Below are 25,848 nucleotides of genomic sequence, written 5' to 3' on the forward strand. Positions count from 1 at the left end.
GTTCCCCGGCGAGCGTGACGGCCGAATGGCGATCGTGTGACAGATGGGGGCGTGGACATGACTTGTGGCGTCGGGGATGAATACGTTCGAACGGCCGGTCGACAAGATCACGACGGGCAACCCACGGCCCCTACCACCCCTTTGGAGCATCCGTGCACCGCAAAGTCATCGTTCCCGGCGTGCTCGCCGCCTCGGTCCTGCTGGCGATCCCGGCGTCGGCCGCGAGCTTCGCCCCGGGCGCGCCGGGCATCGGCGACACCTATTACCCGGCCAGCGGCAACGGCGGCTACGACGTCTCCCATTACGACCTGAGGCTGAAGTACCAGCCCGTCACCGACCTCCTGGAGGGCACCGCGACCATCCTCGCCACCACGAAGCAGGACCTGTCCCGCTTCAACCTCGACTTCGGCCTCAAGGTCAGCGAGGTCCGCGTGAACGGCGCCAAGGCGAAGTTCGCCCCCTCGGGCACGCAGGAGCTGGAGGTCACGCCGGCCACCCCGCTGCCGAAGGGCAAGTCCGTCACGGTGGTCGTGAAGTACGCGGGCAAGCCCTCGGAGCTGAAGGTCGACGGCTGGACGGCCTGGCACCGCACGCCGGACGGCGGCGTGGCCGCGCAGGAGCCGGACTCGGCGATCTGGTGGTTCCCCTCGAACGACCACCCGCTGGACAAGGCGACCTTCGACGTGTCGGTCAGCGTCCCGGACGGCACGCAGGCCATCAGCAACGGCGTGCTCCAGTCGACCAGCTCGCGCCTGGGCTGGACGCGCTACAACTGGCGCTCGAACAAGCCGCAGGCCACGTACCTGGCCACGCTGGCCATCGGAAAGTTCGACATCACGCAGGACACCACCGCCAACGGACTGCCGGTCCTCAACGCGTACAGCAAGGACCTGGGCGACAACGCGGGCGCGGCGCGCGCCAGCATCGAGCGGACCGGGGAGGTCGCCGACTGGCTGTCCGAGGTCTTCGGCCCGTACCCCTTCAACGCGCTGGGCGGCTACGTGCCGAACGTGACCAGCGGCTACGCCCTGGAGACCCAGACCCGCCCGTTCTACAGCCCGCGGCAGTTCGCGAACGGCGCGAACGTCTCGGTGGTCGTCCACGAGCTGGCGCACCAGTGGTACGGCGACTCGGTGTCGGTGAACAACTGGAAGGACATCTGGGTCAACGAGGGCTTCGCCCGCTACAGCCAGTGGCTGTGGTCGGAGAAGGAGGGCGAGGGCACGGCGCAGGAGCTGGCGCAGTGGGCGTACGACTCGCGCCCCGCGGAGGACCCGTTCTGGCAGGTCAAGCCGGGTGACCCGGGCCCGGACAACCAGTTCCACGGCGCGGTGTACGACCGGGGCGCGATCGCCCTCCAGGCGCTGCGGAACCAGGTGGGCGACCAGGCCTTCTTCGCGATCCTGAAGGGCTGGCCGACCGAGTTCGCGTACGGCAACGCCAAGGTCGGCGACTTCGTGAAGTACGCGGAGAAGGTCTCGGGCAAGCCGCTCGCGGCGCTCTTCGACACCTGGCTGTACACGCCGGGCAAGCCGTCCTTCGGCACGGCCGCCAAGGCGCTGGGCAGCGGCCCGAAGAACGCCAAGGGCCCGCAGGACGCCGCGTCCGCCGGCCGCCTGACCCCGCCGAACCGCACCGCCCCGAAGTCCTGGAAGAAGATCGCCGCCACCAACACGGTCCACGACCACTGAGGCGTCGTCCCGACTCCCACCGTGCCGCCGCCGCGGGTGTCAGCGGCCGGCGGTGCGGTGGGCCTTCCTGGCCCGGGCCGCGAGGGGGAGGTAGCGGAGGCGTTCCGGGAGGAGGGGGACGAGGGTGCGGACGGTGCGGCCGAGGAGGCGCAGGCGGCGTTCCTGGGCCGGCGTCCAGTCGAGTCCGATGGCCGCGCGGGCGTCGGGCGGCATCAGGCCGACCGTGACGAAGGCGCGGAAGCGGAGGAAGGCCCGGCCGAGTACGGGCCAGGCGGCGCGGACCGCGAGGCGCACCGGCAGCGGTCCGCCCGTCGGGGCCGGCAGGGCGACGTCGGTGGCGACGAGTTCGCGGGCCACGGCGGTGGAGCGGATCTCCTGGGCCAGCATCGTGCGGTAGTACGGCCAGAACTCCTCGACGGTGGCCGGCATGTCCCGGTCGCGGATGCCGAGCACCCGGCCGACCATCAGCCACTCCGCGTACAGCTGCCGCTCCTCGGCGCCGGTCAGCGGGCGGAAGACGTAGGCGAGGCCGTAGCGGTAGACGGGGAAGCCGGTGGCGTGGATCCACGAGTAGTACGCGGGGTCCAGGGCGTGGTAGCGGCGGCCGTCCTCGTCGGTGCCGCTGATGTCCCGGTGCAGGCGGCGCACCCGGCGCCCCTCCTCGGTGGCGGCCTCGCCGCCGTAGACCCAGAGCTGGACGGAGCGCAGCGAGCGTTCTCCGCGTCCCCACGGGTCGGTGCGGAAGACGGAGTACGCGTCGACGCCCGCGGCGACCACCGGGTGGGCCACCTGCATGGTGAAGGCGGCGGGCAGCAGGAGCAGGGCCCTGATGTCGCCGGCGATGGTCCAGAGGATGCCGCCGGGCGGGGGTGGCTGGGGTGCTGGGGTCCGGCTCATGCCTCCAGTATCCGCTCGTCGCGGGCCGTCAAGATTCCCGGTGCATGGGTGTTACCTGAGGGTAACTCCGGCTGCTTTGATGGCGGGGCCGATCTTTCCCCCACCGATTCACCGGGAATCAGGAGACTCCATGGCGCTCTCTCGCATCCGCCGCGGCCGGGCCGCCGGCGCGGCCGTCGCCGCCCTGGCCGCCGCGGCCCTCACGGCCACCGCGACCCCCGCCGCCTCGGCCGCCGAGGACGGCACGACCGCGGTGCCCCGGCTGTCCGTGCTGTCGTACAACGTGTTCCTGATGAGCAAGAACCTGTACCCGAACTGGGGCCAGGACCACCGCGCCGCCGAGATACCGAAGACCTCCTTCTTCCAGGGCAGGGACGTCGTCGTCCTCCAGGAGGCCTTCGACAACTCCTCGTCGGACGCGCTCAAGTCCAACGCGGCCGCCCAGTACCCGTACCAGACCCCGGTGATGGGCCGTTCGAAGACCGGCTGGGACGCCACGAGCGGCGCGTACTCCGCGACCACGCCCGAGGACGGAGGCGTGACGATCCTGAGCAAGTGGCCGATCGTCCGCAAGGAGCAGTACGTCTACAAGGACGCCTGCGGCGCCGACTGGTGGTCCAACAAGGGCTTCGTGTACGCGGTGCTGAACGTCAACGGCACCAGGGTGCACGTGGTGGGCACCCACGCGCAGTCCACCGACCCGGGCTGCGGCGCGGGCGAGGCGGCGCAGATGCGCAGCCGGCAGTTCCGCAACATCGACGCCTTCCTGGACGCCAAGGCCATCCCGGCCGGCGAACAGGTCATCGTGGCGGGCGACTTCAACGTGGACTCGCGCACCCCGGAGTACGCGACCATGCTCGCCGACGCGGGCCTGGTGGGCGCCGACGCGCGCACCGGCCACCCGTACTCGTTCGACACGGCGGAGAACTCGATCGCCCGCTACCGCTACCCGTCCGACCCGCGGGAGGACCTGGACTACGTCCTGCACCGCGCGGGCCACGCGCGTCCGGCGGGCTGGAACAACAACGTGGTCAAGGAGCAGAGCGCGCCCTGGACCGTGAGCAGCTGGGGCACCAGCTACACGTACGACAACCTGTCGGACCACTACCCGGTGACCGCCGGCTAGCGGGCCGCCGGACGGGCCGCCCACTGCGCCCCGGCGGGGGTTCCCGCCGGGGCGCAGTGGCGTGTGCCGGGTGCGGTCAGTCCTCGTACAGGCCGTCGATGACCTGCGCGTACTTCTCGCGCACCACGCGCCGGCGGAGCTTCAGCGAGGGGGTGAGCTCGCCGGTGTCGGGGCCCCATTCGCGGGTGAGGAGGCGGTGGCGCTTGATCTGCTCGGTGCGGTTGAGGCGGGCGTTGGCGGCCCGGACGGCCCGCTCGACCTCCTCGCGTACGGCCGGGTGGGCGGCCAGTTCCTCGGGGCCGGCGGCCTCGATGCCGCGGGCGGCGGCCCAGGCCGGGGCGAGTTCGGGGTCGAGGACGAGCAGCGCGACGAGGTAGGAGCGGCCGTCGCCGTGGGCGTACGCCTGGCCGATCAGGGGGTGTTCCTTGAGGGTGTTCTCCACCAGCGCGGGCGAGACGTTCTTGCCGTTGGAGGTGATGATGAGTTCCTTCTTGCGGTCGGTGATCCAGAGGAACCCGTCCTCGTCGAGCCGGCCGACGTCCCCGGTGGGGAACCAGCCGTCGGCGTCGCAGGCGCTCTCCAGCGAGCCGTCCGGCCTCATGTAGCCGCCGAAGACGGTCTCGGCGCGGGTGAGGATCTCCCCGTCCTCCGCGATCCGCAGTTCGAGGCCCTCGATGGGGCGCCCGACCGAGCCGAGCCGGAAGTCGTCCACCCGGTTGACCGTGCAGACGCCCGAGGTCTCGGTGAGCCCCCACGCGTCCATGATCGTGATGCCGAAGCCGGCCCAGAAGCGCACCACGTCCAGCGGCATGGGCGCGGTGGCGCTGGCCGTCCAGACCAGGCGGTCCATGCCGGCCAGGGAGAGCAGCGGGACGAGGACCTCCGTCCTGGCCTTCTCGTACGCGGCGGCCAGCTCGGCCGGCACCTCCTCGCCGCGCTCGCGGTGGCCGGCGTGGGCGCGGCCCAGCTCGGTGGCGGCCTCGATGACGGCCCGCCGGTCCTCGGGCAGCTGGGCGAGGGCGGCGCGCACGGAGGCGGCGAGCTTCTCCCAGACCCGGGGGACGCCGAAGAACTGCACGGGGTGGAGTTCCCGGACGGCCGCGGCGACGGCGGTCGGGTCGGCGCACAGCCGGACGTGGGCGGCGCGGAGCAGCGGCAGGTAGATGCCGAGGATCCGCTCGGCGATGTGGGCGAAGGGGAGGTAGCAGATGTGCTCGGCGTGCTCGGGGAGTTCGGTCATCCGGTCCAGCCGGACGGACTGGAGGGCGATGTTGCGGTGGGTGAGGCGGACGCCCTTGGGGTCGCCGGTGGTGCCCGAGGTGTAGACGACGGTGAGCGGGTCCTCGGGGAGGATGTCCCGCCAGCCCTTCTCGAAGGCGTCGGCGCGGTGGGTGCGGGCGCCTGCGGCGTGCACGGCGCCGTACGCGGTGTGGCCGGCGGCGTCGGCCGGCTCGGCGACGACCAGCCGCTCCAGGGGGGTGCCGGGGTCGGCCAGGAGGGGTTCCCAGCGCGGGAGTTCGCGGGCGCCCTCCACGACGGCGAGGCGGGCCCGGCTGTGGCGGGCGATGTGCGCGACCTGTTCGGGGGCGGAGGTGCCGTACACGGTGACGGGCACGGCGCCGAGGTGGACGAGGGCCAGGTCGGTGAGCCAGTGCTCGGGCCGGTTGCCCATCATGATCAGGACGTGGTCGCCGCGGGCGACGCCGAGCGCCGCGTAGCCGGAGGCGAGCACCGCCACCTTGCGGCGTACGTCGGCCCAGCCGAGGGTCGTCCAGCCGGGGCCGTCCCGCCAGGAGAGGGCGGGGAGGTCGCCGAGTTCCTCGGCGTTGCGGGCGAGCAGGGCGGGGATGGTCAGCGCGTGCGGGTCGGCGGGCAGTCGCAGGTTCGTGGTCATGGCAGCTCCTGGCCGTTTCACATCGTTGGTGCGACAGCAATACTGTTGAACCCAAGCTGTGGAGCAGAGAGCGAGGCGGAGACGATGAACACCCAGGCCCCGGAGTCCACGCTCACCGTCGACGAGCTGGCGGCCCGGGCGGGCGTCACCGTCCGCACCGTACGTTTCTACAGCACGCGCGGTCTTTTGCCCCCTCCCGTGATCGGACCCCGTCGGGTGGGCCACTACGGGCCGGAGCACCTGTACCGGCTGGCGCTGATCGAGGAGCTCCAGCTCCAGGGGATGACCCTGTCGGCGATCGAGCGGTACCTGGACGCGCTGCCGGACGACCTGAGCGCGCACGACCTGGCGATCCACCGGGCCCTGGTGGCCACCTGGGCGCCGGACTCGGCGGAGCAGATCTCGCGGGAGGAGTTGGAGCGGCGCGCGGGGCGGTCCCTGGCGGACGCCGACGTGCGGCGGCTGGCGGCGATGAACGTGCTGTCGGCCGCGGGCGAGGGCTACCGGGTGGACCTGGGGCTGCTGCGGCTCGGGGTGGCGCTGCTCGACGTGCCGATCTCGCACGAGACGATCCTGGCCGCCCGGCAGGTGCTGCTGGAGCACACCCGGTCGGCGGCGCACGAGCTGACCCGGCTGTTCCGGGACGAGGTGTGGGGGCCCTTCACCGAGGGCGAGGACGACCCGGACCGGGTGGAGGCGATGAAGTCGCTGTCGGCGCACATGCAGCCGATGGTGGTGCAGGCGCTGGTGACCGCGTTCCAGCGGTCGCTGAAGGAGGAGCTGCGGGCGGCGTTCGTCCCGGAGCCGGAGGACTCCTGACGAACGCCGCCCGTGCGGGCGCTAGTCGGCGAACACTTCGCCGCGCTCGGCCTTCTCGACCAGCAGGGCGGGCGGCGTGAACCGGTCGCCGTACCGCTCGGCCAGCTCGCGGGCGCGCGCCACGAAGCCGGGCAGGCCGCCCTCGTAGCCGTTGATGTACTGGATCGCGCCGCCGGTCCAGGCCGGGAAGCCGATGCCCATGATGGAACCGATGTTGGCGTCGGCCACGGAGGTGAGCACGCCCTCCTCGATGCAGCGGACGGTGTCCAGCGCCTCCGAGAAGAGCATCCGCTCCTTCATGTCCTCGAACGGGATCCGGTACCCGGCCTTGGTGAAGTGCTCCCGCAGGCCCGGCCACAGCCGGGTGCGCTTGCCGTCGGCGTACTCGTAGAAGCCCGCCCCGCCGCTGCGGCCGGGGCGCTCGAACTCGTCCACCATGCGGTCGATGACCTGGTCGGCGGGGTGCGCGGTCCAGGCGCGGCCCTCGGCCTCGAAGGCCTTGCGCGTCTCGTTGCGGATCTTGCGCGGGAGGGTCAGGGTCAGCTCGTCCATCAGGGACAGCACCTTGGCCGGGTAGCCGGCCTGGCCGGCGGCCTGCTCGATGGAGGCCGGCTCGACGCCCTCGCCGATCATGGCGACGCCCTCGTTGATGAACTGGCCGATCACGCGGGAGGTGAAGAAGCCGCGGGAGTCGTTCACCACGATCGGGGTCTTGTTGATCTGGCGGACCAGGTCGAAGGCGCGGGCCAGCGCCTCGTCGCCGGTCGCCTCGCCCTTGATGATCTCGACGAGCGGCATCTTGTCGACGGGCGAGAAGAAGTGCAGGCCGATGAAGTCCGCCGGGCGGGAGACGCCCTCGGCGAGGGAGGTGATGGGCAGCGTGGAGGTGTTGGAGCAGAGCAGCGCGTCGGGGGCGACGACGTCCTGGACCTCCTGGAACACCTTGTGCTTGAGCGTGGTGTCCTCGAAGACGGCCTCGATGACGGCGTCGCAGCCCGCGAGGTCGGCCGGGTCCGCGGTCGGGGTGATGCGGGCCAGCAGCTCGGCGCGCTTGGCCTCGGTGGTGCGGCCGCGCGAGAGGGCCTTGTCGAGGAGCTTCTCGGAGTAGGCCTTGCCCTTGGCGGCGGCCGCGGCGGTGACGTCCTTGAGGACCACGTCGATACCGGCCCGGGCGCAGGAGTACGCGATGCCGGCGCCCATCATGCCGGCGCCGAGGACGGCGACCTTGGTCACCTTGCGGGGCGCGACGCCCTGGGGGCGGGACTGGCCGGAGTTGACGGCCTGGAGGTCGAAGAAGAAGGCCTGGATCATGTTCTTCGCCGTCTGGCCGGTGACCAGCTCGGTGAAGTAGCGGGCCTCGATGGTCAGGGCGGTCTCGAAGTCCACCTGGGAGCCCTCGACGGCGCAGGCCAGGATGTTGCGCGGGGCCGGGTACGGGGCGCCGTTGAGCTGCTTCTTGAGGCTGGCCGGGAAGGCCGGGAGGTTCGCGGCGAACCGCGGGTTGGACGGCGTGCCGCCGGGGATCCGGTAGCCGGGGACGTCCCAGGGCTGCTTCGACTCCGGGTTGGCGTCGATGAAGGCGCGGGCCTTGGCCAGCATCTCCTCGGGGGTGGCGGCCAGTTCGTGGACCAGGCCGTTCTCCAGCGCGCGCTGCGGGTTGTACTGGGTGCCCTGGAGCAGCACCTTGAGGAGGGCGTCGGCGATGCCCATGAGGCGCACGGTGCGGGTGACGCCGCCGCCGGCCGGGAGGAGGCCGAGGGTGACCTCGGGGAGGCCGATCTTGGAGCCGGGGGCGTCCAGGGCCACCCGGTGGTGGGAGGCCAGGCAGATCTCGTAACCGCCGCCGAGCGCGGTGCCGTTGACCGCGGCGACCACCGGCACGCCGAGGGTCTCGATGCGGCGCAGGGAGGCCTTGATCTCGGTGCCGGTGTCGAAGGCGAGCTGCGCGTGCTCGGGGCGCAGCCGGATCATGTCCTTGAGGTCGCCGCCGGCGAAGAAGGTCTTCTTCGCGGAGGTGTAGATGATGCCGCGGATGGAGTCCTTCTCGGCCTCGGCGCGGTCGGCGACGGCCGCGATGGAGTCCTTGAAGGCCTGGTTCATCGTGTTGGCGGACTGGTTCGGGTCGTCGAGGACCAGGGTGACGACGCCGGTCTCGTCCTGTTCCCAGCGGATCGTGGTGGACTCGCTCATGTTCTCAACTTCCGTGTGGGTGGCGTGCCGTGGGCGGGATACAGGACGGGTTCAGAGGCGTTCGACGATGGTGGCGATGCCCATGCCGCCGCCGACGCAGAGGGTGGCGAGGCCGTAGCGCTTGTCCTGGCGCTCCAGCTCGTCGACGAGGGTGCCGAGGATCATCGCGCCGGTGGCGCCCAGCGGGTGGCCCAGCGCGATGGCGCCGCCGTTGACGTTGACCTTGTCGAGGGTGGTGCCCATGTCCTTGACGAAGCGCAGCACGACGCCGGCGAAGGCCTCGTTGATCTCGATCAGGTCGATGTCGTCGATGGTCAGGCCGGCCTTGGCGAGGGCCTTGCGGGTGGCCGGGGCCGGGCCGGTGAGCATGATGGTCGGCTCGGAGCCGGAGACGGCGGCGGCGACGATGCGGGCGCGCGGGGCGAGGCCGTTGCGCTCGCCGGCCTCGCGGGAGCCGATGGCGACGAGGGAGGCGCCGTCGACGATGCCGGAGGAGTTGCCGGCGTGGTGCACGTGGTCGATCTTCTCGACCCAGTGGTACTTCTGGAGGGCGACGGCGTCGAAGCCGCCGAGCTCGCCGATGTCCGCGAAGGACGGCTTGAGCTTCGCGAGGGAGTCGGCGGTGGTGCCGGGGCGCATGAACTCGTCGTGGTCGAGGACGGTCAGGCCGTTGCGGTCGAGGACCGGGACGACGGACTTGGCGAAGCGGCCCTCCTTCCAGGCGGCGGCCGCGCGCTCCTGCGAGAGGGCGGCGTACTCGTCGACGTCGCGGCGGCTGAAGCCCTCCAGGGTGGCGATCAGGTCGGCGCCGATGCCCTGGGGGACGAAGTTGACGTTGAAGTTGGTCATCGGGTCGGCGAACCACGCGCCGCCGTCGGAGGCCATCGGCACGCGGGACATCGATTCGACGCCGCCCGCGAGGACCAGGTCCTCCCAGCCGGAGCGGACCTTGGCGGCGGCCATGTTGACGGCTTCCAGGCCGGAGGCGCAGAAGCGGTTCTCCTGGACGCCGGCGACGGTGTCGGGCAGGCCGGCCGCGATGGCGGCGATGCGCGCGATGTCGGAGCCCTGGTCGCCGACCGGGCCGACGACGCCGAGCACGATGTCGTCGATGGTGGCCGGGTCGAGCCCGGGGTTGCGCTCGCGCAGGGCGTCGATGAGGCCCACGACCAGGTCGATGGGCTTGGTGCCGTGCAGAGCGCCGTTGGCCTTCCCGCGCCCGCGCGGGGTGCGGATCGCGTCGTACACGTAAGCTTCGCTGCTCACTGGTCAAGCCTTTCCTGAGGGTCCTGCGGGGTGCGGGAGGTGTCCTGCGGCCGGACGGGGGTCCTGCCGCCGGGGGTGCGGAGGGCGCGGCGGGCCGGCCGGGCGGCCGGCCGGCCGGTCAGCCCAGCAGGGAGCGGCCGATGATCTCCTTCATGATCTCGGTCGTCCCGCCGTAGATGGTCTGGATGCGGCTGTCGGTGAAGGCGCGGGCCACCCGGTACTCGGTCATGTAGCCGTAGCCGCCGTGGAGCTGGAGGCAGCGGTCGGCCACGCGCTTCTGGAGTTCGGTGGCCCACCACTTGGCCATGGAGGCGTGGGTGGCGTCGAGGGTGCCGGCCGCGTGCTCGGTGATGCAGCGGTCGAGGAAGGCGCGGGTGACGGCGCACTCGGTGGCCATCTCGGCGATCTCGAAGCGGATGTGCTGGAGCCTGGCGAGCGGCCGGCCGAAGGCCTCGCGCTCCTTGACGTACGCGGTGGTGATCTCCACCAGGTGCTCGGCCGCGGTGATCGCGGCCATGGCGATGGCCATCCGCTCCTGGGGGAGGTTGGTCATCAGGTGCACGAAGGCGCCGTTGAGCTCGCCGAGGAGGTTGTCCTTGGGGACGCGTACGTCGTTGAAGAACAGCTCGGCGGTGTCCTGGGACTTCTGGCCGATCTTGTCGAGGTTGCGGCCGCGTTCGAAGCCGGGCGTGCCGCGCTCGACGACCAGCAGCGACAGGCCGTGCGCGCCGCCCTCGGGGGTGGTGCGGGCGACCACGATGACCAGGTCGGACAGGATGCCGTTGGAGATGAAGGTCTTGGAGCCGTTGAGCAGCCAGTGGTCGCCCCGGTCCTCCGCGGTGGTCCTGATGCCCTGGAGGTCGGAGCCGGCGCCGGGCTCGGTCATCGCGATGGCGGTGATCGTCCGGCCGCTGCAGAAGCCGGGCAGCCAGCGGCGCTTCTGCTCCTCGGTGGCCAGGGAGGTCAGGTAGGGGCCGATGATGTCGTTGTGCAGGCCGATGGCGAGGCCGGCCGCGCCGGCCCGGGTGAACTCCTCGGCGAGGACGGCGGCGTAGCGGAAGTCGGGGTTGCCGCCGCCCCCGTACTCCTCCGGCACGGCGAGGCCGAGCAGGCCCTGGCGGCCGGCCGCGAGCCAGGCCTCGCGGGAGACGATGCCGTCCTTCTCCCACTGGTCGTAGTGCGGCAGCACCTCCTTGGCGAGGAAGGTGCGGACCGTCTCGCGGAAGGCCTCGTGGTCCTCGGTGTAGATCTGTCGCTGCATCCGCTCCCCCTAGAGCCAGTTCCTGACGGTTTCGACGAGCCGTGCCGGCTCGGGACCCACGGGCGTGACGTTGAGCATGGTGACCCCCGCCTCGCGGAAGGCCTCGACGCGCTCGCGTACGTACCCCTCGGGCCCGCACAGGGTCATCAGCTCGCAGAACTCGTCCGGCACGGCGGCCGCCGCGTCGCGCTTGCGGCCGGAGAGGTACAGCTCCTGGATGCGGCGGGCCTCCGCCTCGTAGCCGTAGGCCACGGCGAGGTCGTTGTAGAAGTTCTTGCCCGGCGCGCCCATGCCGCCGACGTACAGCGCGATCTGGGGGCGGGCGAGGTCCCGGGCGCGGGCGGCGTCCTCGCCGATGGCGAGCAGGCCGCCGGCCACGGTCTGGAGCGGGCCGAGGGCGGGGTCGCGCTTGGCGGTGCCCTCGTCGAGGGCGGTCCCCCACACCTGGCGGGCCTTCTCGGGGATGAAGAGGGTGGGCAGCCAGCCGTCGGCGACCTCGGCGGTGAGGCGGACGTTGGCGGGTCCGAGCGAGGCGACGTAGACCGGGATGTCCGGGCGGACCGGGCGGGTGAGGATCTTCAGCGGCTTGCCGTGGCGGCCGCCCTTCTCGGGCGGCAGGGGCATGTCGGTGATGCCTTGGTGGTCGATGGTCTCGCGGCGCCAGATGCGGCGGCACAGCTCGACGGTCTCGCGGGTGCGGCCGAGCGGGCGGTCGTACGGCTTGCCGTGCCAGCCCTCGACGACCTGCGGGCCGGAGGCGCCCAGGCCCAGCATGGCCCGGCCGCCGGAGAGGGCGTCGAGGCCGGCGGCGGTCTGGGCGATGAGGGCGGGGGTGCGGGAGTAGACGTTGACGATGGCCGAGCCGATCTTCATGCGCTCGGTGCGGGCGGCGAGGTAGCCCATGATCGTCGGGGAGTCGAAGCCCCAGGCCTCGGCGACCCAGACCGCGTCCAGGCCGGCCGCCTCCAGGGCCGCGGCCTCGTCCGCGGCGCGGCGGGGATCGCCGGCGTAGTCCAGCAGCATGGAGAGTTCCACGGCTCAGGCTTCCTTCGTGACGGCGTCGGTCAGGTCCGGGAGGTCCCAGTCGCGGGCGACCTCGGCGGTGTGCGCGCCGGGCAGGGCCGGGCCGCTGTGCACGGTGCCGGGCGTGGCGGAGAACCGGGGCGCGGGCGCGGGCTGGGTGATGCCGCCGAACTCCGTGAAGGTGGCGCGGGCGGCGAGGTGGGGGTGGTGCGGGGCCTCGCGCAGGGAGAGGACGGGGGCGACGCAGGCGTCGCTGTCCTGGAAGACCTCCGTCCACTGTGCCCGGGTACGGGTGCGGAAGCGGGCGGCGACGGCCTCGCGCAGCTCGCCCCAGCGGGCCAGGTCCTTGCGGGCGGGGGCCTCGTCCGCGATCCCGAGGAGCGTGGTGAACTCGTCGTAGAACTGCTGCTCCAGCGCGCCGACGGCCATGTACCCGCCGTCCGCGGTCTCGTACGTGCCGTAGAAGGGGCAGCCGCCGTCGAGCAGGTTCGCGCCGCGCCGGTCCTGCCAGCCGCCGGCCGCGACCATGCCGTGGATCATCGCGGTGAGGTGGGAGGTGCCGTCCACGATGGCCGCGTCGACGACCTGGCCGGTGCCGGTGGCGCGGGCGTGGTGGAGGGCGGCGAGCACGCCGACGACCAGGTAGAGCGAGCCGCCGGCGTAGTCGCCGACCAGGTTCGCGGGGACGGCGGGCGGCTCGTCCGGGTTGCCGATCATGCCGAGGGCGCCGGTGACCGCGATGTACGCGATGTCGTGGCCGGCGCGCTGGGCGAGGGGACCGTCCTGGCCCCAGCCGGTCATCCGGCCGTAGACCAGGCGCGGGTTGCGGGCGTGGCACGCGTCGGGGCCGACGCCGAGGCGTTCGGCGACGCCGGGGCGGTAGCCCTCGATGAGGACGTCGGCGCGCTCGACGAGGCCGAGCACCGCGGCGGGGCCGTCCTCGGCCTTGAGGTCGATCACCACCGAGCGCTTGTTGCGGTTGGTGACGTCGTACGCGGGGTTGACGGCGAGGCCCGCGCCGCCGGGGCGGTCCACGCGCACCACGTCCGCGCCGAGGTCGGCGAGGAGCATGGCGGCGAACGGGCCGGGGCCGATGCCCGCCAGCTCGACGACGCGCACCCCCGCGAGCGGGCCGTTCCCTGTCGTGTTCCCCGCCTCGTGCCCTGCCACTGCCATCGAGCCCCCAGGTACTCAGGTATGTGACACAACTGATGTAACACCAGCGATGCTAGGAACGTGTTCCACTCAGCACAAGCCCCGGGCGAGCAAGCGCTTAGCGAATCGGGGGGCGGCCCGGGAAAGAAGCCCGGGCGGGCGGCGCCGGCGGTCAGGCGTACCGCTCGTCCAGCTCCTTGACGTGGCGCTTGAGGGCGACCGTGCGGTAGCTCTCCTCGACCCACTCGCACAGCACCTCGGGCGCCGGCGACCCCTCCCCCAGCGGGAGGGACACCCAGCCCGCCCGGCCGAGCCCGTAGCCGGTGGGCTCGGCGCCGGGCGCGGTCATGGCGTGGCCGTGCAGCGCCTCGTCCTTGAGCTTGACCGACAGGCCGGGGTCGGAGGGGCCGTCGGTGTTGCCGAGGAACACGAAGATCTTCTTGTTCACCTTGACCACGCAGTCCTCGGGACCCCAGGGGAACTCCTCCACCGCCTCGGGCAGCGAGAGGGCGAATGCCCGTACTTCCTCCCACTTGCGCACCGCGTTCCGCATCGGCGGACCTCCCTGATCGCACGGCCGGTTCCGGCTCACGCTAGCCTTCGCCACCGACACCAGCCGGGAGGAGCGGGGATGAACAGACAGGACGGGCCCGAGCGGGCGAACCGCGCCTACGACGTGGTGCTCTTCGGGGCCACCGGGTTCGTGGGCGCCCTCACCGCGGAGTACCTCGCCGCGCACGCCCCGGCGGACTGCCGGTGGGCCATCGCGGGCCGCGACCGGGCCCGGCTGGAGCGGCTGCGGGAGCGGCTGGCCGCGCTCCGGCCCGAGTGCGCGCAGCTGCCCCTCGTCGTGGCGGACGCCGGCGACCCGGCCGCGCTGCGCGAGCTGGCCGCGTCCACCCGGGTGCTGGCCACGACCGTCGGCCCGTACGTCTGGTACGGCGAGGGGCTCGTCGCCGCCTGCGCCGAGGCCGGTACCGACTACTGCGACCTCACGGGCGAGCCGGAGTTCGTGGACCGGATGTTCGTGGAGCACGACGCCCGGGCCCGCGAGACGGGCGCCCGGATCGTGCACGCCTGCGGCTTCGACTCGGTGCCGCACGACCTCGGCGCGTACTTCACCGTGCGGCAGCTCCCCGAGGGCGTGCCGCTGACGGTGGACGGGTACGTCCGCTCCAACGCCCTGTTCTCCGGCGGCACGCTGGCCTCCGCGCTGACGGCGATGGGGCGCGGGCCGGAGACCCTGCGCGCCGCCCGGGAGCGGCGGCTGCACGAGCCGCGGCTGCTGGGGCGGCGGGCCCGGGCGCCGCTGGGCGCGCCGCGGCTGAGCCGGGAGACGGGCACCTGGGCACTCCCGCTGCCCACGCTGGACCCGCGGATCGTGGCGCGGTCGGCCGCCGCCCTCGACCGGTACGGGCCGGACTTCCGGTACCGGCACTACGCGTCGGTCGCCTGGCTGCCGGTGGCGCTGGGCGGTACGGCGGCGCTGGGTGCGACCGTGGCGCTGGCCCAAGTGCCGGCCGCGCGGCGCTGGCTGATGAACCGTTGGGAGCCGGGGCGCGGGCCGGACGCGGAGCGGCGGGCGCGCAGCTGGTTCACGGTGCGGTTCGTGGGCGAGGGCGGCGGCCGCCGGGTGTTCACGGAGGTGTCGGGCGGCGATCCCGGCTACGGCGAGACGGCGAAGATGCTGGCGGAGTCGGCGCTGTGCCTGGCGTACGACGAACTCCCGGCGCGTTCCGGCCAGTTGACCACGGCCGTGGCGATGGGCGACGCGCTGACGGCGCGGCTCACGGCGGCGGGCATCCGCTTCCGGGTGGTCGCGAGGCGCTGAGCCGGGCGTACGGGGGCGGGCTCCCCGCCGGTGTCAGCGGGGGCGGGGCCCTCGTCAGCCGGTGGACCAGCTGACGAGGGTGTAGATCATCGAGCCGAGCCAGCCCGCCCCGGCGAGTCCGGCCACGACCAGCCCGGCCAGTACGGTCCGTTCGACGGCGGGCAGGGCCTCGGGCTTCGGTGCGCGGTGTCGTGTCGTCATGTGCCCAGCCTCGCGCGGCCGGCCGGGGCCCGGCATCCGTACGGGTACTCAGCCGGGTACTCAGCCGGGTCCGGGCACCCGCACGGCCCGGTGGCGGTCAGGCCGTGGGCGTGAGGCCGGCCAGGACCCGGCGGCAGAGGGAGTCCGCGTGGCGGGTGGTCTCGGGGAGGCGGTATCGGGGGCTGAGGGCCAGGCCGTGGGCGCAGGCCGTGTCCAGGGTGATCCGGTGGCCGACGGAGACGAAGACCGGCTTCACCCCGTCGCGGGTGCGCAGGGCCCGGCCCACCTCGGTGCCGTCGGCGGCGCACAGGGGCGAGCCGTCGCCGCGCCGGCCCCCCGGTTCCTCGTAGGTGAAGGTGAACGGGTTCTTCGCGACGCCCATCGTCGGCAGGCCGGTGACGACGCCGAGGTGGCAGGCCAGGCCGAAGCGGCGCGGGTGGGCCAGGCCGTAGCCGTCGCAGACGACCAGGCCGGGGGTGGCGGAGAGGGCGTCGAGCGCGGCCAGGACGGTGGGCAGTTCGCGGAAGGCGAGGAGCCCCGGGACGTAGGGGAACGTCACCTGTCCCACCGCGGTGGCCTCTTCGACCACCTCCAGCGTGCGGGCGTCCAGGACCACCGCGGCCGCGGCCACCAGGTCCCGCTCGTCGTCGTAGGCCACGTCCACCCCGGCGACCAGCCCGGTGCCGGGCGCCGGCCCGGTCTCGTCCAGCACCACGCGGGCCCGCAGTTCGTCCTGTACGGCCCGGGCCTCGGCCTCGTCGGCGGGGGTCTTCACGCTCGTCATGAGGCCCGAGCGTAGTCTTCGGACCATGTTCGTCATGGAGTTGGCCTACACCGCCCCGCTCGAAGCAGTCGAACGCGAGATGGCCGCACACCTCGCGTGGCTCGACACCCACTACGCGAGCGGCGTCTTCCTCGCCTCGGGCCGCAAGGTCCCGCGCGAGGGCGGCGTGATCCTGGCCGCCGGCGTCTCCCGGGAGGAGGCGGAGCGCATCGCGGCCGGGGACCCCTTCGTGCTGGCCGGTGTGTGCGCGTACCGGATCACCGAGTTCGTCGCCACGAAGACCGCCCCGTCCCTCGCCGCCGTCCGCGAGACCCTCCCTTCGTAGGTCCCGCGGCCCGGCGGCCGCCGGCCGGGCCGCCCCCGCGGCGGCGACCCGGCGTGCCCCGTGCGGCGGCGGCCAGGCCTGCCCGTGCGGCGGCGGCCCGCGGCCCCGCTATTCCAGGCGGGCGGCGCGGCCCTTCTCGCCCGCGGCCCAGCAGGCCCCGGACCGGGAGCAGTCCACGGTGTCGAAGGAACCGGCGTCCAGCGGCTGCCAGGTGCGGCCCGCGTCCCGGGTGATGTCGGTGCCGGTCGGCCCCACGGCGAGCGCGGCGGCGCGGGTGTACGGCAGCCAGGCGACGCCCGACCGGTACGCGGCCGGCGGCACGGCGGAGGCCCGCCAGCTGCGGCCGCCGTCCCCGGTCACCGCCGAGGCCAGCGGCGAGGCCTGGTCCTTGCGGTAGTCGCCGCCCACCGCCAGGCCCTGACCGCGGTCGCGGAAGGCGAGCGCGAAGACGCCCTTCGCCCCCTCGCCGGCCGGGATGGTGGTCGCGGCGACCTCCCAGTTCAGGCCGCGGTCGCGGGAGTGCAGCACGCGCGCCTGCGCGCCGCCGCCGGTGGCCAGCCAGACGTCCTTCGGCCCCGCGCTGACCAGGCACTGGCCGCTGGCCGCGAAGCCCGCCTCGCCGGGCAGCGCCGCCGGCATCCCGGTGTCCGGCAGCACCCGCCAGCTGCGGCCCCCGTCGGCGGTGGACAGGATGCGGAACCTGCCGTCCACGGGGTCGCTCATCGCCAGGCCGTGCCGCGGGTCGAAGAAGGTGAGGCAGTCGTAGAAGGCGCGCGCGTCGGTGTTGCGGAAGCTCTCCGTCCAGGTCGCTCCGCCGTCCTCGGTGCGCAGCACGCGGGAGGCCTCGCCCTCGCCGATGGCGAGCACCACCGCGCGCCGGCCGTCGAAGGCCTCGACGTCCCGGAACTCCAGGGCCTCCGCCGCGGCGCCCGGGGGCGACACGTCGCGCCAGGTGCGGCCGCCGTCGGCGGTGCGCAGCACGGTGCCCTTGGACCCGGCGAGCCAGGCGGTGGTACGGCTGACCGCGGCCAGTCCCCGGAAGCGGGCGTCGCTGCCGGTGGCCTTCAGCGCCCAGCCGGGGCGCGCGTCCGCGGCCGGTGCGCCGGCGGTGGCGGCGGCGGGCCCTTCCGGGGCGGGGGCGGCCGAGGCGGGTAACACGGTGGCGGACACGGCCGCGGCCAAGGCTGCCGCAGACATGCCAAGTCCCAGTAGTCTCATGGCGCCGGAAGCTAACGCACCCGGTGATCTCCGTCCAGGGCGCCTCCCGTTCGATCACACCGTGCGATCACACCGCACCGGCGGCCGTGCTCGGTGACGTAGCTCACGCACCCCGCGCATGCACGGAATGGCCGGTTCCAGCGTCTACCCCTGTGCCGGACCGACCCATCGTTCCGCCACTGATCCGCCACAAGGGAGCAGGCCTTGATCACCGTCATCGAGCAAGCCGTACAGGCCCGCCTGGTCGCCACCGCACCCAAGGTGGAGACCGTGCCCGTCACGCTCTGCTACGACCGCTCCGACCCGTTCGCCGTCCGGATGGCCTTCCCGGCCCCGGCGACGCTGGAGGGCATCGAGGTCTCGTGGACCTTCGCGCGGGAGCTGCTGGAGGCGGGCGTCGAGCGGGCCACCGGACTCGGTGACGTGCGCGTCCGCCCGTACGGCGCCGGCCGGACGGTCGTCGAGTTCCACGCCCCCGAGGGCATCGCCATCGTCCTCATCGGCACCGACGAGCTGCGCCGCTTCCTGGACCGGGCCGCCGAGGTCGTGCCGCTGGGCCTCGAACACCTCTACCTGAACATGGACCGGAGCCTGGCGGAGCTGCTGCGCGACGTGCCGTAGACCCCCTCCGGGTCCCGCGCCCCGCCCCCCGCGCCCCGGTCGCGCGGTCAACGGGGCAGCAGGGCCCAGGACTTGGTGCCACCCAGGGGTGTCATCACCGGCGTCAGCCCCCAGTCCCCGCCACAGGACTCCACCGCCGCGGCCAGCAGCCACATCCCCCGGCTGCGCCGGCGCCGGCACTCCTCACTCTCGGCCGGCGAGGCGTGGGCTGGATGCCGGTCGTACACCACGATCCGCAGCGCCCCGAACTGCCAGCGGATCTTCAGCACCAGCTCCTGGTCCGGGGTGAACCGGTAGGCGCCCGCGACCAGTTCGGACGCGGCCAGGGCCGCCGTGTCGCACAGGTCGGCCAGTCCGTGCCGCGTGAGCAGGGACCGTACGGCCGACCGCGCGCTGCCCGCGCAGTACGCGCCACCCGGCAGGCCTATGGAGTAACCCAGCTTCCCCACACCCGGCGTACCCGACCCGGAAGGCCCGGGCTCGTGGATCGACCGCAGGCCGTGGAGGGTGCCCGTCATCGCGCTGCTCCCAGTTCTGAGGTGCGTGGTGCGTGGTCGTGCGGGGGCGCGGGGTCGCGCCGGGTGAGACGTGCACTACCGACCGTAGCGCCACGGGGTGCACAGTGCTACCACTCCTGTGACCACGTGGCGCCTTCCCATGCCGTTTCCGGACCGGTCCGGGTCCCGCACGCCCGGTCCCTGCCCAGGAGAGGGAATCCGGCGGACCACCTGCCGCCCGATGCGGCCGGCGGCGGCGCGCCGGACCGGTCACGAGGGCTGACGCGGCGGGCGGGGCGGGGCGATGATGGGCGCCCCGCCCACTCCCGGACCCAGGAGCCTCGTACGGTGCCCAGCCGCAAAGCCCTCATCCGCCGCCCAGGACCGCGCCTCGCCGAGGGGCTCGTGACCCACATCGAGCGGGAGCCGGTCGACGCCGGCCTCGCGCTGGAGCAGTGGGGCGCGTACGCCGACGCGCTGCGCGCCCACGGCTGGGAGACGGTGGAGGTCGATCCGGCGGACGACTGCCCGGACGCGGTGTTCGTCGAGGACGCGGTGGTGATGTTCCGCAACGTCGCCCTCGTCACCCGGCCCGGCGCCGACTCCCGGCGCCCGGAGACCGCCGCCGTCGAGGAGGCGGTCACGCGCCTGGGCTGCTCGGTGAACCGGATCAGGGAGCCCGGCACCCTCGACGGCGGCGACGTACTGAAGATCGGTGACACCGTGTACGTCGGCCGGGGCGGCCGGACCAACCCGGAGGGCGTACGCCAGTTGCGCGCGGCCTTCGAACCGGTCGGCGCACGCGTGGTCGCCGTACCGGTGACGAAGGTGCTGCACCTGAAGTCCGCGGTCACCGCACTGCCGGACGGGACGGTTGTCGGCCACCCGCCGCTGGTGGACACCCCGAGCGCGTTCGGCCGGTTCCTTCCGGTGCCTGAGGAAGCGGGGTCCCACGTGGTGCTGCTCGGTGGCCGGAAACTGCTCATGGCGGCGAGTGCGCCGCGGAGCGCGGAGCTGTTCGAGGACCTCGGATATGAACCGGTTCGAGTGGACATCAGCGAGTTCGAGAAGCTCGAAGGCTGCGTGACGTGCCTCTCTGTTCGCCTGCGCGACCTCTACTCATAACGCAGCGTAACCGGACAATTCAATAGGTGGGGGTTGGCGACCCCTCACGGCGGCTTTAACCTACGGTTTCGTAACCTACGAAGCCGTAAGTATTCGGCCTGCCCCCTGGAGTACCCGTGACCATCACCTCTCCCCACCTCGGCAGCTCTGCGGCCTGGACGGACGCCAAGCTGCTGTACGCGCTGGAAGAGGTGGTCGAGAAGGAGCTCAACCGCCACCTGAAGGTCACGAAGGACTGGATGCCCCACGAGTACGTGCCGTGGGGTGACGGGCGGAACTTCCCGGCCTTCTTCGAGGACGGCGAGGCCTGGGACCCGGAGCAGTCCAAGGTCACGGAGATCGGCAAGATCGCGCTGGTCGTCAACCTGCTGACCGAGGACAACCTCCCCAGCTACCACCACGAGATCGCGACCCTCTTCGGCCGCAACGGCGCCTGGGGCACCTGGGTGCACCGCTGGACGGCCGAGGAGGGCCGCCACGGCATCGTGATGCGCGACTACCTGCTGGCCTCGCGCGCCGTGGACCCGGACAAGCTCGAGGCGTTCCGCATGCAGCACATGTCGGAGGGCTTCGAGTCCGACAACCGCCACTCGATGCTGCACTCGGTGGCCTACGTGTCCTTCCAGGAGCTGGCCACCCGCATCTCGCACCGCAACACGGGCCACCAGTCCGGCGACCCGGTGTGCGACCGGATGCTGGCGCGCATCGCGCAGGACGAGAACCTGCACATGATCTTCTACCGCAACCTGCTCTCCGCGGCCTTCGAACTCGCCCCGGACCTGACCATGCAGGCCGTGCGGGACGTGGTGGTCAACTTCCGGATGCCCGGACACGGCATGCCCGGCTTCGAGCGCATGGCCGCGCAGATGGCCATCGGCGGCGTCTACAACCTGCGCATCCACCACGACGACGTCCTCGCGCCGGTGCTCCGCTTCCTCAAGGTCATGGACATCGACGGTCTCGGCCCCGACGGGCAGCAGGCGCAGGACGAGCTCGGCCTGTTCATGAACGGCCTGGACGCCGAGGCGAAGAAGTTCGACGAGCGCCTGGCCGCGCGCGCGGCGCGGATGGCCGCGCGCGGCAAGGCGTAGCACCTTCCGGGCCGCGGGCCCGTCGTCCGGACCGGGCCGAGGCCGTCAGGCCTGGGAGCGGGCCCGGCGGAGGGCGAGGCGCTCCTGCTCGGAGAGCCCGCCCCACACGCCGAAGCGCTCGTCGTTGGCCAGGGCGTACTCCAGGCAGGCCGCGCGCCCCGTGCAGGCCCCGCACAGCCGCTTCGCGTCGCGCACCGACGTGCCCGGCTCCGGGAAGAAGAAGTCGGGGCCCGTCTGGGCGCAGAGCGCGTCGGTCGTCCAGTCCAGCGGCGAGAGAGTCTTGGTGATCGGCATGAACGGCATCGTGCCGGGGGCCGATAAACGGCTGATCAACGACCGTTCAACGCGGTCGCCCCGGCGGCCGTACGCGGCCGCTGCGGCGGGGCCGGGGTTGTACCGACACCTCCGAGCATGGCACCCGGCACCGACGATCCGCCGGGTTCGGGTCCCCGCGCGCGTCGGCCGGCCGGGCCGCGGTCCGGGGCCGCTTTCCCGCGCCCCCGGACACAGACCGCACGACCGTGCGTTCAGTAAGCTGGGGGGCATGACTGACGGTCGCGTGGAACGCGGAAACCAGACCCGCAGGCTCGTCCTGGACCGGACGATGCGGATCGCCTCCGTGGACGGCCTCGAAGGGCTCTCCCTGGGCAAGCTGGCCACCGAGCTGGGCCTGAGCAAGAGCGGCGTGTTCGCCCTGTTCGGCTCGAAGGAGGACCTCCAGCTCGCGACGGTCCGCGCGGCGGTGGAGCTCTTCACCGACCAGGTCGTCCGCCCGTTGCGGGACGAGCCGCAGGGCGTGGCGCGCGCGTGGCGGCTGTGCGAGCTGTGGCTGGAGTACTCGGACCGTCGGGTGTTCCCCGGCGGCTGCTTCTTCTCCGCCGTGTCGGCCGAGTTCGACGCCCGTCCCGGCGCCGTGCACGACGAGGTCGCGAAGACGCGCGAGGACTGGCGGCGGTACGTGGAGGGCACCCTGGAGCGGGCTCGGCTGGCCGGCGGGTTCGACGCGGACCTCGACGTACCCCAGCTCGCCTTCGAGATCATCGCGCTGATGGAGATGGCGAACGCCGAGTCGGTGCTGCACGGCGACCCGTCGGCGTACGGGCGGGCCGCGCGCGGCATCCTGTCCCGGCTGCGCGCGGCGGCGGCCGCCCCGGAGGAACTCCCGGAGCGGCCGCCGGTGTTCGGCACCGCCTGATTCCACTCTGCCGGCGCCGTCCGCGGTCCCGTGGCGCGTCAGGCGACGGCCGACGGGAGGTTCTCGTCGGTGACGGCGAACGCGACGGCGCTCTCGATCACCCGGGGGTCGTGCAGGATGCGGCGGTGGCCGAGGCCGCGGGTCTCGACGAGCCGGGCGCGGTCGCCGTACGCGGCGGCGATGGCGCGGGCCTGGGCGGGGGCGGCGACCTCGTCGTCGGCATCGTGGAGGAGCAGGACGCGTACGCCGGTCTCGTCGGGCCGGTGGGTGGCGGCGAGCCGGTCCCAGATCCCGGGCTCGCCGGGGAAGAGCTTCTCCTCGACGTGGGCGCGCAGGGCGCGCTGCACCCGCGGGCCGAGGCCGAGCCGGGCCGAGAACCGCTCCAGCAGGTAGTCGAAGTCGGCGACGCCGCCGAGGGCGACGACCCGGTCGGCCCGGACCCCGCCGCGGAGGGCGAAGAAGGTCGCGAGGACGCCGAACGAGTGGGCGACGACGGCCGTGAACTCGCCGTTCTCCTCCTGTAGTTGCCGGATGGCGTCGCGCATCTGGCGGATGTTGGTGGCGCGGCCGGCGGAGGCCCCGTGGCCGGGGGCGTCGAAGGCGACGACGGTGTGGCCGCGCTCGCGGAGGGCCCGTACGAATCCGGCGAACTTCGCGGCCCGGGAGGACCACCCGTGCACCAGCAGGACGGGCCGGCCGCCGCTCCCCCACCGGTAGGTGGCGACCGCGAGTCCGTCGACCCGGAGCTGCCCTACGACGGCCTCGCGCATCAGGGCGGCCTCCTCGGGCCGCGCGGTGCTGCGCCCGGCGGGCCGCACGAAGAGGTGGAACGCGGCCCGGCCGGTGAGGGCCGGGGCGACGTACGAGCCGGCCCCGAGGGCGGCGCCGAGCAGTGAAGCCATGGGTTGCATGCCCGTTTCTCCGGATCTCGCTCAGGACGGCGGATGCGAAGATATTAGCACGATCGTTCGTGTTGTTTTGAGGGCGCGTGTTTGTCCGGTCACACGAAGTTCGATCGTTGTGGACGCACACCTTCCGCACGGGCCGGCGGGACGGCACACTCCGACGGTGAATTCGAACGCATCCATGCCGTCCCGGGCGGTCGAGGCGAGATGGCAGCAGTTGATCCTGACCTGGCAGCGCCAGCGTGACGATCACGAAGACCGCGCACCGGGGAGCCCGTTCCCCGACATCGTCGCCCTGCTGGAGGCGGCCCGTGCGGAACCGAGGCTGCGGGAGCTCTTCCCGTTCACCTCCGACCACACCCTGCGCCTCAGCACCTCCACGGCCTTCCCGTACGACGTCCAGGCGCCCGCCGTCGACCCCCTGCCGGACGGACGGTTCCGCGTCTGCGAGGCCCGCAGTTCCCGGGTGATCGGCTACGCCGCCAGTGCCGACGAGGCCGTCCGCCTCGTCACCGCCCACCTGCCCGACGGGCTGGGTCCCGCGTCATGATTCCGGGCCGGGAGGGTCCTCGTGCCTGGCCCGGCTGGGCTGGACGCGCTTGGGCTCCCCCGGCATCTTCGGGTAGTCCGGCGGGTACGGCATGTCGCCCAGGCCGTGGTCGTGTTCGTGGCGCTCGGCCAGCTCCAGGGCCGCGTCGAGCGTGAAGGCGTGGTCCTCCATGTCCGCGTGCACGTCGCCCAGTTCCGCGTACCGGGCCGGCATCGTCACGATGTCGAAGTCACGCGGCTCGGCGCTGCCGACCTCGTCCCAGCGCAGTGGCGCCGAGACCGGGGCGTGCGGGCGCGGGCGGACCGAGTAGGCGCAGGCGATCGTGCGGTCCCGGGCCGTCTGGTTGTAGTCCACGAAGATCCGCTCGCCGCGCTCCTCCTTCCACCAGGCCGTGGTCACCCGGCCCGGCATCCGCTCCTCCAGCTCCCGTCCGATCGCGATCGCACACCGCCTGACCTCGGTGAACGTCCACCGCGGCGCGATCGGCACGAACACGTGCAGCCCGCGGCCGCCCGAGGTCTTCGGCCAGCCGCGCAGCCCGAGCCCGTCGAGCACGTCCCGCAACTCGTGCGCGGCCTCCACCGCGTCGCCGTAGTCCGTGCCCGGCTGCGGGTCCAGGTCGATGCGGAGCTCGTCGGGGCGGTCGGTGTCGTCCCGGCGCACCGGCCACGGGTGGAAGGTGATGCAGCCCAGCTGCGCCGCCCACAGCACCGCCGCCACCTCGGTGGGGCAGATCTCGTCCGCCGTCCGGCCGCTGGGGAAGGAGATGTGCGCGGTCGGGATCCAGTCGGGCAGGTTCTTCGGCGCCCGCTTCTGGAAGAAGGACTCGCCCTCCACCCCGTCGGGGTAGCGCTCCAGGGTCGTCGGGCGGTTGCGCAGGGCGCGCAGGATGCCGTCCCCCACCGCCAGGTAGTAGTTCGCCACGTCCAGCTTGGTCAGCCCGCGCTCCGGGAAGTACACCTTGTCCGGATTGGACAGCCGGACCGTGCGTCCGCCCGCGTCCAGCTCCACCGCAGATCCCATGCCCGCCACGGTAAGCGCGCCCGCCGGGCGCCGCACACCGGGCGGCCGTCGCGGCCCCGGCGCAGAATCGACCCATGGACCTGCCGGTGATGCCGCCCGTGAAGCCGATGCTCGCCAGATCCGTGGCCCGGATCCCGGCGGGCATGCAGTACGAGGCCAAGTGGGACGGCTTCCGGGCGATCGTGTTCCGCGACGGCGACGAGCTGGAGATCGGCAGCCGCACCGGCAAGCCCCTCACCCGGTACTTCCCCGAACTCGCGGACGCCCTGCGGGCCAACCTGCCCGACCGCTGCGTGGTCGACGGCGAGATCGTGATCGTCCACGACGACCGGCTGGACTTCGACCGGCTGACCGAGCGCATCCACCCCGCCGCGTCCCGGGTGGCCCTGCTCGCCGAGCGCACCCCCGCCAGCTTCATCGCCTTCGACCTGCTCGCCCTCGGCGACGAGGACCTCACGCCCGCACCGCTCGCCGACCGGCGCGCCCGGCTGGCCGGGGCCCTCGCCCCCGCCCGGCCCCCGGTGCACCTGGCCCCCGCCACCACCGACCCCGAGCTGGCGCGGGACTGGTTCGACCGCTTCGAGGGCGCGGGCCTCGACGGAGTCGTCGCCAAGCCCCTCGACCTGCCCTACCGGCCCGACGCTCGCGTCATGTACAAGATCAAACACGAGCGGACGGCCGACGTGGTGGTCGCCGGCTACCGCTTCCACAAGAGCGGCCCCGTCGTCGGCTCCCTGCTCCTCGGCCTGTACGACGACCGGGGCGCCCTCCAGCACGTCGGGGTCTGCGCCGCCTTCCCCATGAAGCGGCGCGCCGAACTCGTCGAGGAGCTGGAGCCCCTGCGGCTCGCCGACGCCTCCGGCCACCCCTGGGCCGCCTGGTCGGACGAGACCGCGCACGAGGCCGCCCGGCTGCCCGGCGCGCCCAGCCGCTGGTCGGGCAAGAAGGACCTCACCTGGGTGCCGCTGCGGCCGGAACGGGTGGTGGAGGTCGCGTACGACCACATGGAGGGCGACCGGTTCCGGCACACCACGCAGTTCCGCCGCTGGCGGCCCGACCGGACGCCGGACGGCTGCACGTACGCCCAGCTGGAGGAAGTGGTCCGCTACGACCTGGCCGAGGTCCTCGGCACCGGCTGACCCCGCCGCGGAGGAGACCGG

At 73.1% G+C, this 25,848-nt stretch carries 26 protein-coding genes; 11 read left to right on the forward strand and 15 right to left on the reverse strand.

What is annotated here, in order from left to right; translation table 11 throughout:
• Positions 1 to 152 precede the first annotated feature (152 nt).
• On the forward strand, positions 153 to 1,691 hold the full coding sequence (locus tag ACIQUR_RS03220; protein WP_403657341.1) for a M1 family metallopeptidase: 1,539 nt from the start codon (positions 153 to 155) through the stop codon (positions 1,689 to 1,691).
• A gap of 39 nt (positions 1,692 to 1,730) precedes the next feature.
• On the opposite strand, the gene ACIQUR_RS03225 is transcribed toward ACIQUR_RS03220, so the two are convergent.
• Positions 1,731 to 2,588, reverse strand: a complete 858-nt coding sequence (locus ACIQUR_RS03225; protein ID WP_403657344.1) for an oxygenase MpaB family protein — start codon at positions 2,586 to 2,588, stop codon at positions 1,731 to 1,733.
• A 130-nt stretch (positions 2,589 to 2,718) separates the two neighbouring features.
• On the opposite strand from ACIQUR_RS03225, the gene sph reads away from it, so the two are divergent.
• Entirely contained in the window at positions 2,719 to 3,714 is a 996-nt protein-coding gene (gene sph / locus ACIQUR_RS03230) for a sphingomyelin phosphodiesterase (RefSeq protein ID WP_403657347.1), read from the forward strand.
• A 76-nt stretch (positions 3,715 to 3,790) separates the two neighbouring features.
• On the opposite strand, the gene ACIQUR_RS03235 is transcribed toward sph, so the two are convergent.
• Positions 3,791 to 5,608 carry an AMP-dependent synthetase/ligase gene (locus ACIQUR_RS03235; protein WP_403657350.1) on the reverse strand — a complete coding sequence of 606 codons (1,818 nt, stop codon included), beginning with the start codon at positions 5,606 to 5,608 and terminating at the stop codon, positions 3,791 to 3,793.
• An 84-nt stretch (positions 5,609 to 5,692) separates the two neighbouring features.
• On the opposite strand from ACIQUR_RS03235, the gene ACIQUR_RS03240 reads away from it, so the two are divergent.
• The gene (locus tag ACIQUR_RS03240; RefSeq protein WP_399941261.1) at positions 5,693 to 6,427 is read left to right on the forward strand and encodes a MerR family transcriptional regulator; all 735 of its coding nucleotides are present in this window, start codon (positions 5,693 to 5,695) and stop codon (positions 6,425 to 6,427) included.
• A gap of 21 nt (positions 6,428 to 6,448) precedes the next feature.
• Here the strand turns inward: ACIQUR_RS03240 and ACIQUR_RS03245 are convergent, their stop codons facing one another.
• The 6 genes from ACIQUR_RS03245 to ACIQUR_RS03270 form a co-directional block, all read right to left on the reverse strand.
• Entirely contained in the window at positions 6,449 to 8,617 is a 2,169-nt protein-coding gene (locus ACIQUR_RS03245; protein ID WP_403657353.1) for a 3-hydroxyacyl-CoA dehydrogenase NAD-binding domain-containing protein, read from the reverse strand.
• A 51-nt stretch (positions 8,618 to 8,668) separates the two neighbouring features.
• Positions 8,669 to 9,883 carry an acetyl-CoA C-acetyltransferase gene (locus tag ACIQUR_RS03250; RefSeq protein ID WP_403657356.1) on the reverse strand — a complete coding sequence of 405 codons (1,215 nt, stop codon included), beginning with the start codon at positions 9,881 to 9,883 and terminating at the stop codon, positions 8,669 to 8,671.
• A 118-nt stretch (positions 9,884 to 10,001) separates the two neighbouring features.
• Complete coding sequence (locus ACIQUR_RS03255) at positions 10,002 to 11,144, reverse strand: acyl-CoA dehydrogenase family protein (protein WP_403657359.1); 1,143 nt, start codon at positions 11,142 to 11,144, stop codon at positions 10,002 to 10,004.
• Positions 11,145 to 11,153: 9 nt separating this feature from the next.
• The gene (locus tag ACIQUR_RS03260; protein WP_403657362.1) at positions 11,154 to 12,179 is read right to left on the reverse strand and encodes an LLM class F420-dependent oxidoreductase; all 1,026 of its coding nucleotides are present in this window, start codon (positions 12,177 to 12,179) and stop codon (positions 11,154 to 11,156) included.
• Positions 12,180 to 12,182: 3 nt separating this feature from the next.
• A complete protein-coding gene (locus tag ACIQUR_RS03265; protein WP_403657364.1) occupies positions 12,183 to 13,343 on the reverse strand; it encodes a CaiB/BaiF CoA transferase family protein in 1,161 nt (386 codons plus the stop codon).
• A gap of 151 nt (positions 13,344 to 13,494) precedes the next feature.
• Entirely contained in the window at positions 13,495 to 13,875 is a 381-nt protein-coding gene (locus ACIQUR_RS03270) for an MmcQ/YjbR family DNA-binding protein (protein ID WP_403657367.1), read from the reverse strand.
• Positions 13,876 to 13,953: 78 nt separating this feature from the next.
• Here ACIQUR_RS03270 and ACIQUR_RS03275 point away from each other — a divergent pair, with 78 nt between their 5' ends.
• Positions 13,954 to 15,153, forward strand: coding sequence for a saccharopine dehydrogenase family protein (locus ACIQUR_RS03275; protein WP_403657369.1), 1,200 nt, complete (start codon positions 13,954 to 13,956; stop codon positions 15,151 to 15,153).
• A 54-nt stretch (positions 15,154 to 15,207) separates the two neighbouring features.
• Here the strand turns inward: ACIQUR_RS03275 and mmpA are convergent, their stop codons facing one another.
• On the reverse strand, positions 15,208 to 15,354 hold the full coding sequence (gene mmpA / locus ACIQUR_RS03280; protein ID WP_403657372.1) for a morphogenic membrane protein MmpA: 147 nt from the start codon (positions 15,352 to 15,354) through the stop codon (positions 15,208 to 15,210).
• A 97-nt stretch (positions 15,355 to 15,451) separates the two neighbouring features.
• Complete coding sequence (locus tag ACIQUR_RS03285) at positions 15,452 to 16,138, reverse strand: endonuclease V (protein WP_403657375.1); 687 nt, start codon at positions 16,136 to 16,138, stop codon at positions 15,452 to 15,454.
• 25 nt (positions 16,139 to 16,163) lie between these two features.
• Here ACIQUR_RS03285 and ACIQUR_RS03290 point away from each other — a divergent pair, with 25 nt between their 5' ends.
• Positions 16,164 to 16,463, forward strand: a complete 300-nt coding sequence (locus tag ACIQUR_RS03290; RefSeq protein WP_403657378.1) for a YciI family protein — start codon at positions 16,164 to 16,166, stop codon at positions 16,461 to 16,463.
• Positions 16,464 to 16,571: 108 nt separating this feature from the next.
• Here the strand turns inward: ACIQUR_RS03290 and ACIQUR_RS03295 are convergent, their stop codons facing one another.
• On the reverse strand, positions 16,572 to 17,660 hold the full coding sequence (locus ACIQUR_RS03295; protein WP_403657381.1) for a WD40/YVTN/BNR-like repeat-containing protein: 1,089 nt from the start codon (positions 17,658 to 17,660) through the stop codon (positions 16,572 to 16,574).
• Positions 17,661 to 17,885: 225 nt separating this feature from the next.
• Between ACIQUR_RS03295 and ACIQUR_RS03300 the strand changes: the two genes are divergently transcribed.
• Positions 17,886 to 18,302: an SsgA family sporulation/cell division regulator gene (locus tag ACIQUR_RS03300; protein WP_403657384.1), complete on the forward strand. Its 417-nt coding sequence runs from the start codon at positions 17,886 to 17,888 to the stop codon at positions 18,300 to 18,302.
• Between the two features lie 47 nt (positions 18,303 to 18,349).
• Here ACIQUR_RS03300 and ACIQUR_RS03305 read toward each other — a convergent pair whose 3' ends face one another.
• Complete coding sequence (locus ACIQUR_RS03305; RefSeq protein WP_403657387.1) at positions 18,350 to 18,820, reverse strand: ATP-binding protein; 471 nt, start codon at positions 18,818 to 18,820, stop codon at positions 18,350 to 18,352.
• A 327-nt stretch (positions 18,821 to 19,147) separates the two neighbouring features.
• Here ACIQUR_RS03305 and ddaH point away from each other — a divergent pair, with 327 nt between their 5' ends.
• Both ddaH and ACIQUR_RS03315 read left to right on the forward strand, forming a co-directional pair.
• Complete coding sequence (ddaH, locus tag ACIQUR_RS03310) at positions 19,148 to 19,924, forward strand: dimethylargininase (RefSeq protein ID WP_403657390.1); 777 nt, start codon at positions 19,148 to 19,150, stop codon at positions 19,922 to 19,924.
• 116 nt (positions 19,925 to 20,040) lie between these two features.
• A complete protein-coding gene (locus ACIQUR_RS03315; protein WP_403657393.1) occupies positions 20,041 to 21,015 on the forward strand; it encodes an acyl-ACP desaturase in 975 nt (324 codons plus the stop codon).
• 45 nt (positions 21,016 to 21,060) lie between these two features.
• Here ACIQUR_RS03315 and ACIQUR_RS03320 read toward each other — a convergent pair whose 3' ends face one another.
• Entirely contained in the window at positions 21,061 to 21,309 is a 249-nt protein-coding gene (locus ACIQUR_RS03320; RefSeq protein WP_403657395.1) for a WhiB family transcriptional regulator, read from the reverse strand.
• Between the two features lie 250 nt (positions 21,310 to 21,559).
• Here ACIQUR_RS03320 and ACIQUR_RS03325 point away from each other — a divergent pair, with 250 nt between their 5' ends.
• Complete coding sequence (locus ACIQUR_RS03325) at positions 21,560 to 22,210, forward strand: TetR/AcrR family transcriptional regulator (protein WP_403657398.1); 651 nt, start codon at positions 21,560 to 21,562, stop codon at positions 22,208 to 22,210.
• A 38-nt stretch (positions 22,211 to 22,248) separates the two neighbouring features.
• Here ACIQUR_RS03325 and ACIQUR_RS03330 read toward each other — a convergent pair whose 3' ends face one another.
• A complete protein-coding gene (locus tag ACIQUR_RS03330) occupies positions 22,249 to 23,121 on the reverse strand; it encodes an alpha/beta hydrolase (protein WP_403657401.1) in 873 nt (290 codons plus the stop codon).
• 157 nt (positions 23,122 to 23,278) lie between these two features.
• On the opposite strand from ACIQUR_RS03330, the gene ACIQUR_RS03335 reads away from it, so the two are divergent.
• Complete coding sequence (locus ACIQUR_RS03335; RefSeq protein WP_403657404.1) at positions 23,279 to 23,665, forward strand: DUF6193 family natural product biosynthesis protein; 387 nt, start codon at positions 23,279 to 23,281, stop codon at positions 23,663 to 23,665.
• Here the strand turns inward: ACIQUR_RS03335 and ligD are convergent.
• Positions 23,660 to 24,688, reverse strand: coding sequence for a non-homologous end-joining DNA ligase (gene ligD, locus ACIQUR_RS03340; RefSeq protein WP_403657406.1), 1,029 nt, complete (start codon positions 24,686 to 24,688; stop codon positions 23,660 to 23,662). The two genes, ACIQUR_RS03335 and ligD, sit on opposite strands and share 6 nt — an antisense overlap.
• Positions 24,689 to 24,762: 74 nt before the next feature.
• Between ligD and ACIQUR_RS03345 the strand changes: the two genes are divergently transcribed.
• A complete protein-coding gene (locus ACIQUR_RS03345; RefSeq protein WP_403657409.1) occupies positions 24,763 to 25,827 on the forward strand; it encodes an ATP-dependent DNA ligase in 1,065 nt (354 codons plus the stop codon).
• Positions 25,828 to 25,848: the final 21 nt, after the last annotated feature.

Origin of the sequence: Streptomyces sp. NPDC101132, assembly GCF_044759225.1 — a bacterium.
Lineage (GTDB): Bacteria > Actinomycetota > Actinomycetes > Streptomycetales > Streptomycetaceae > Streptomyces.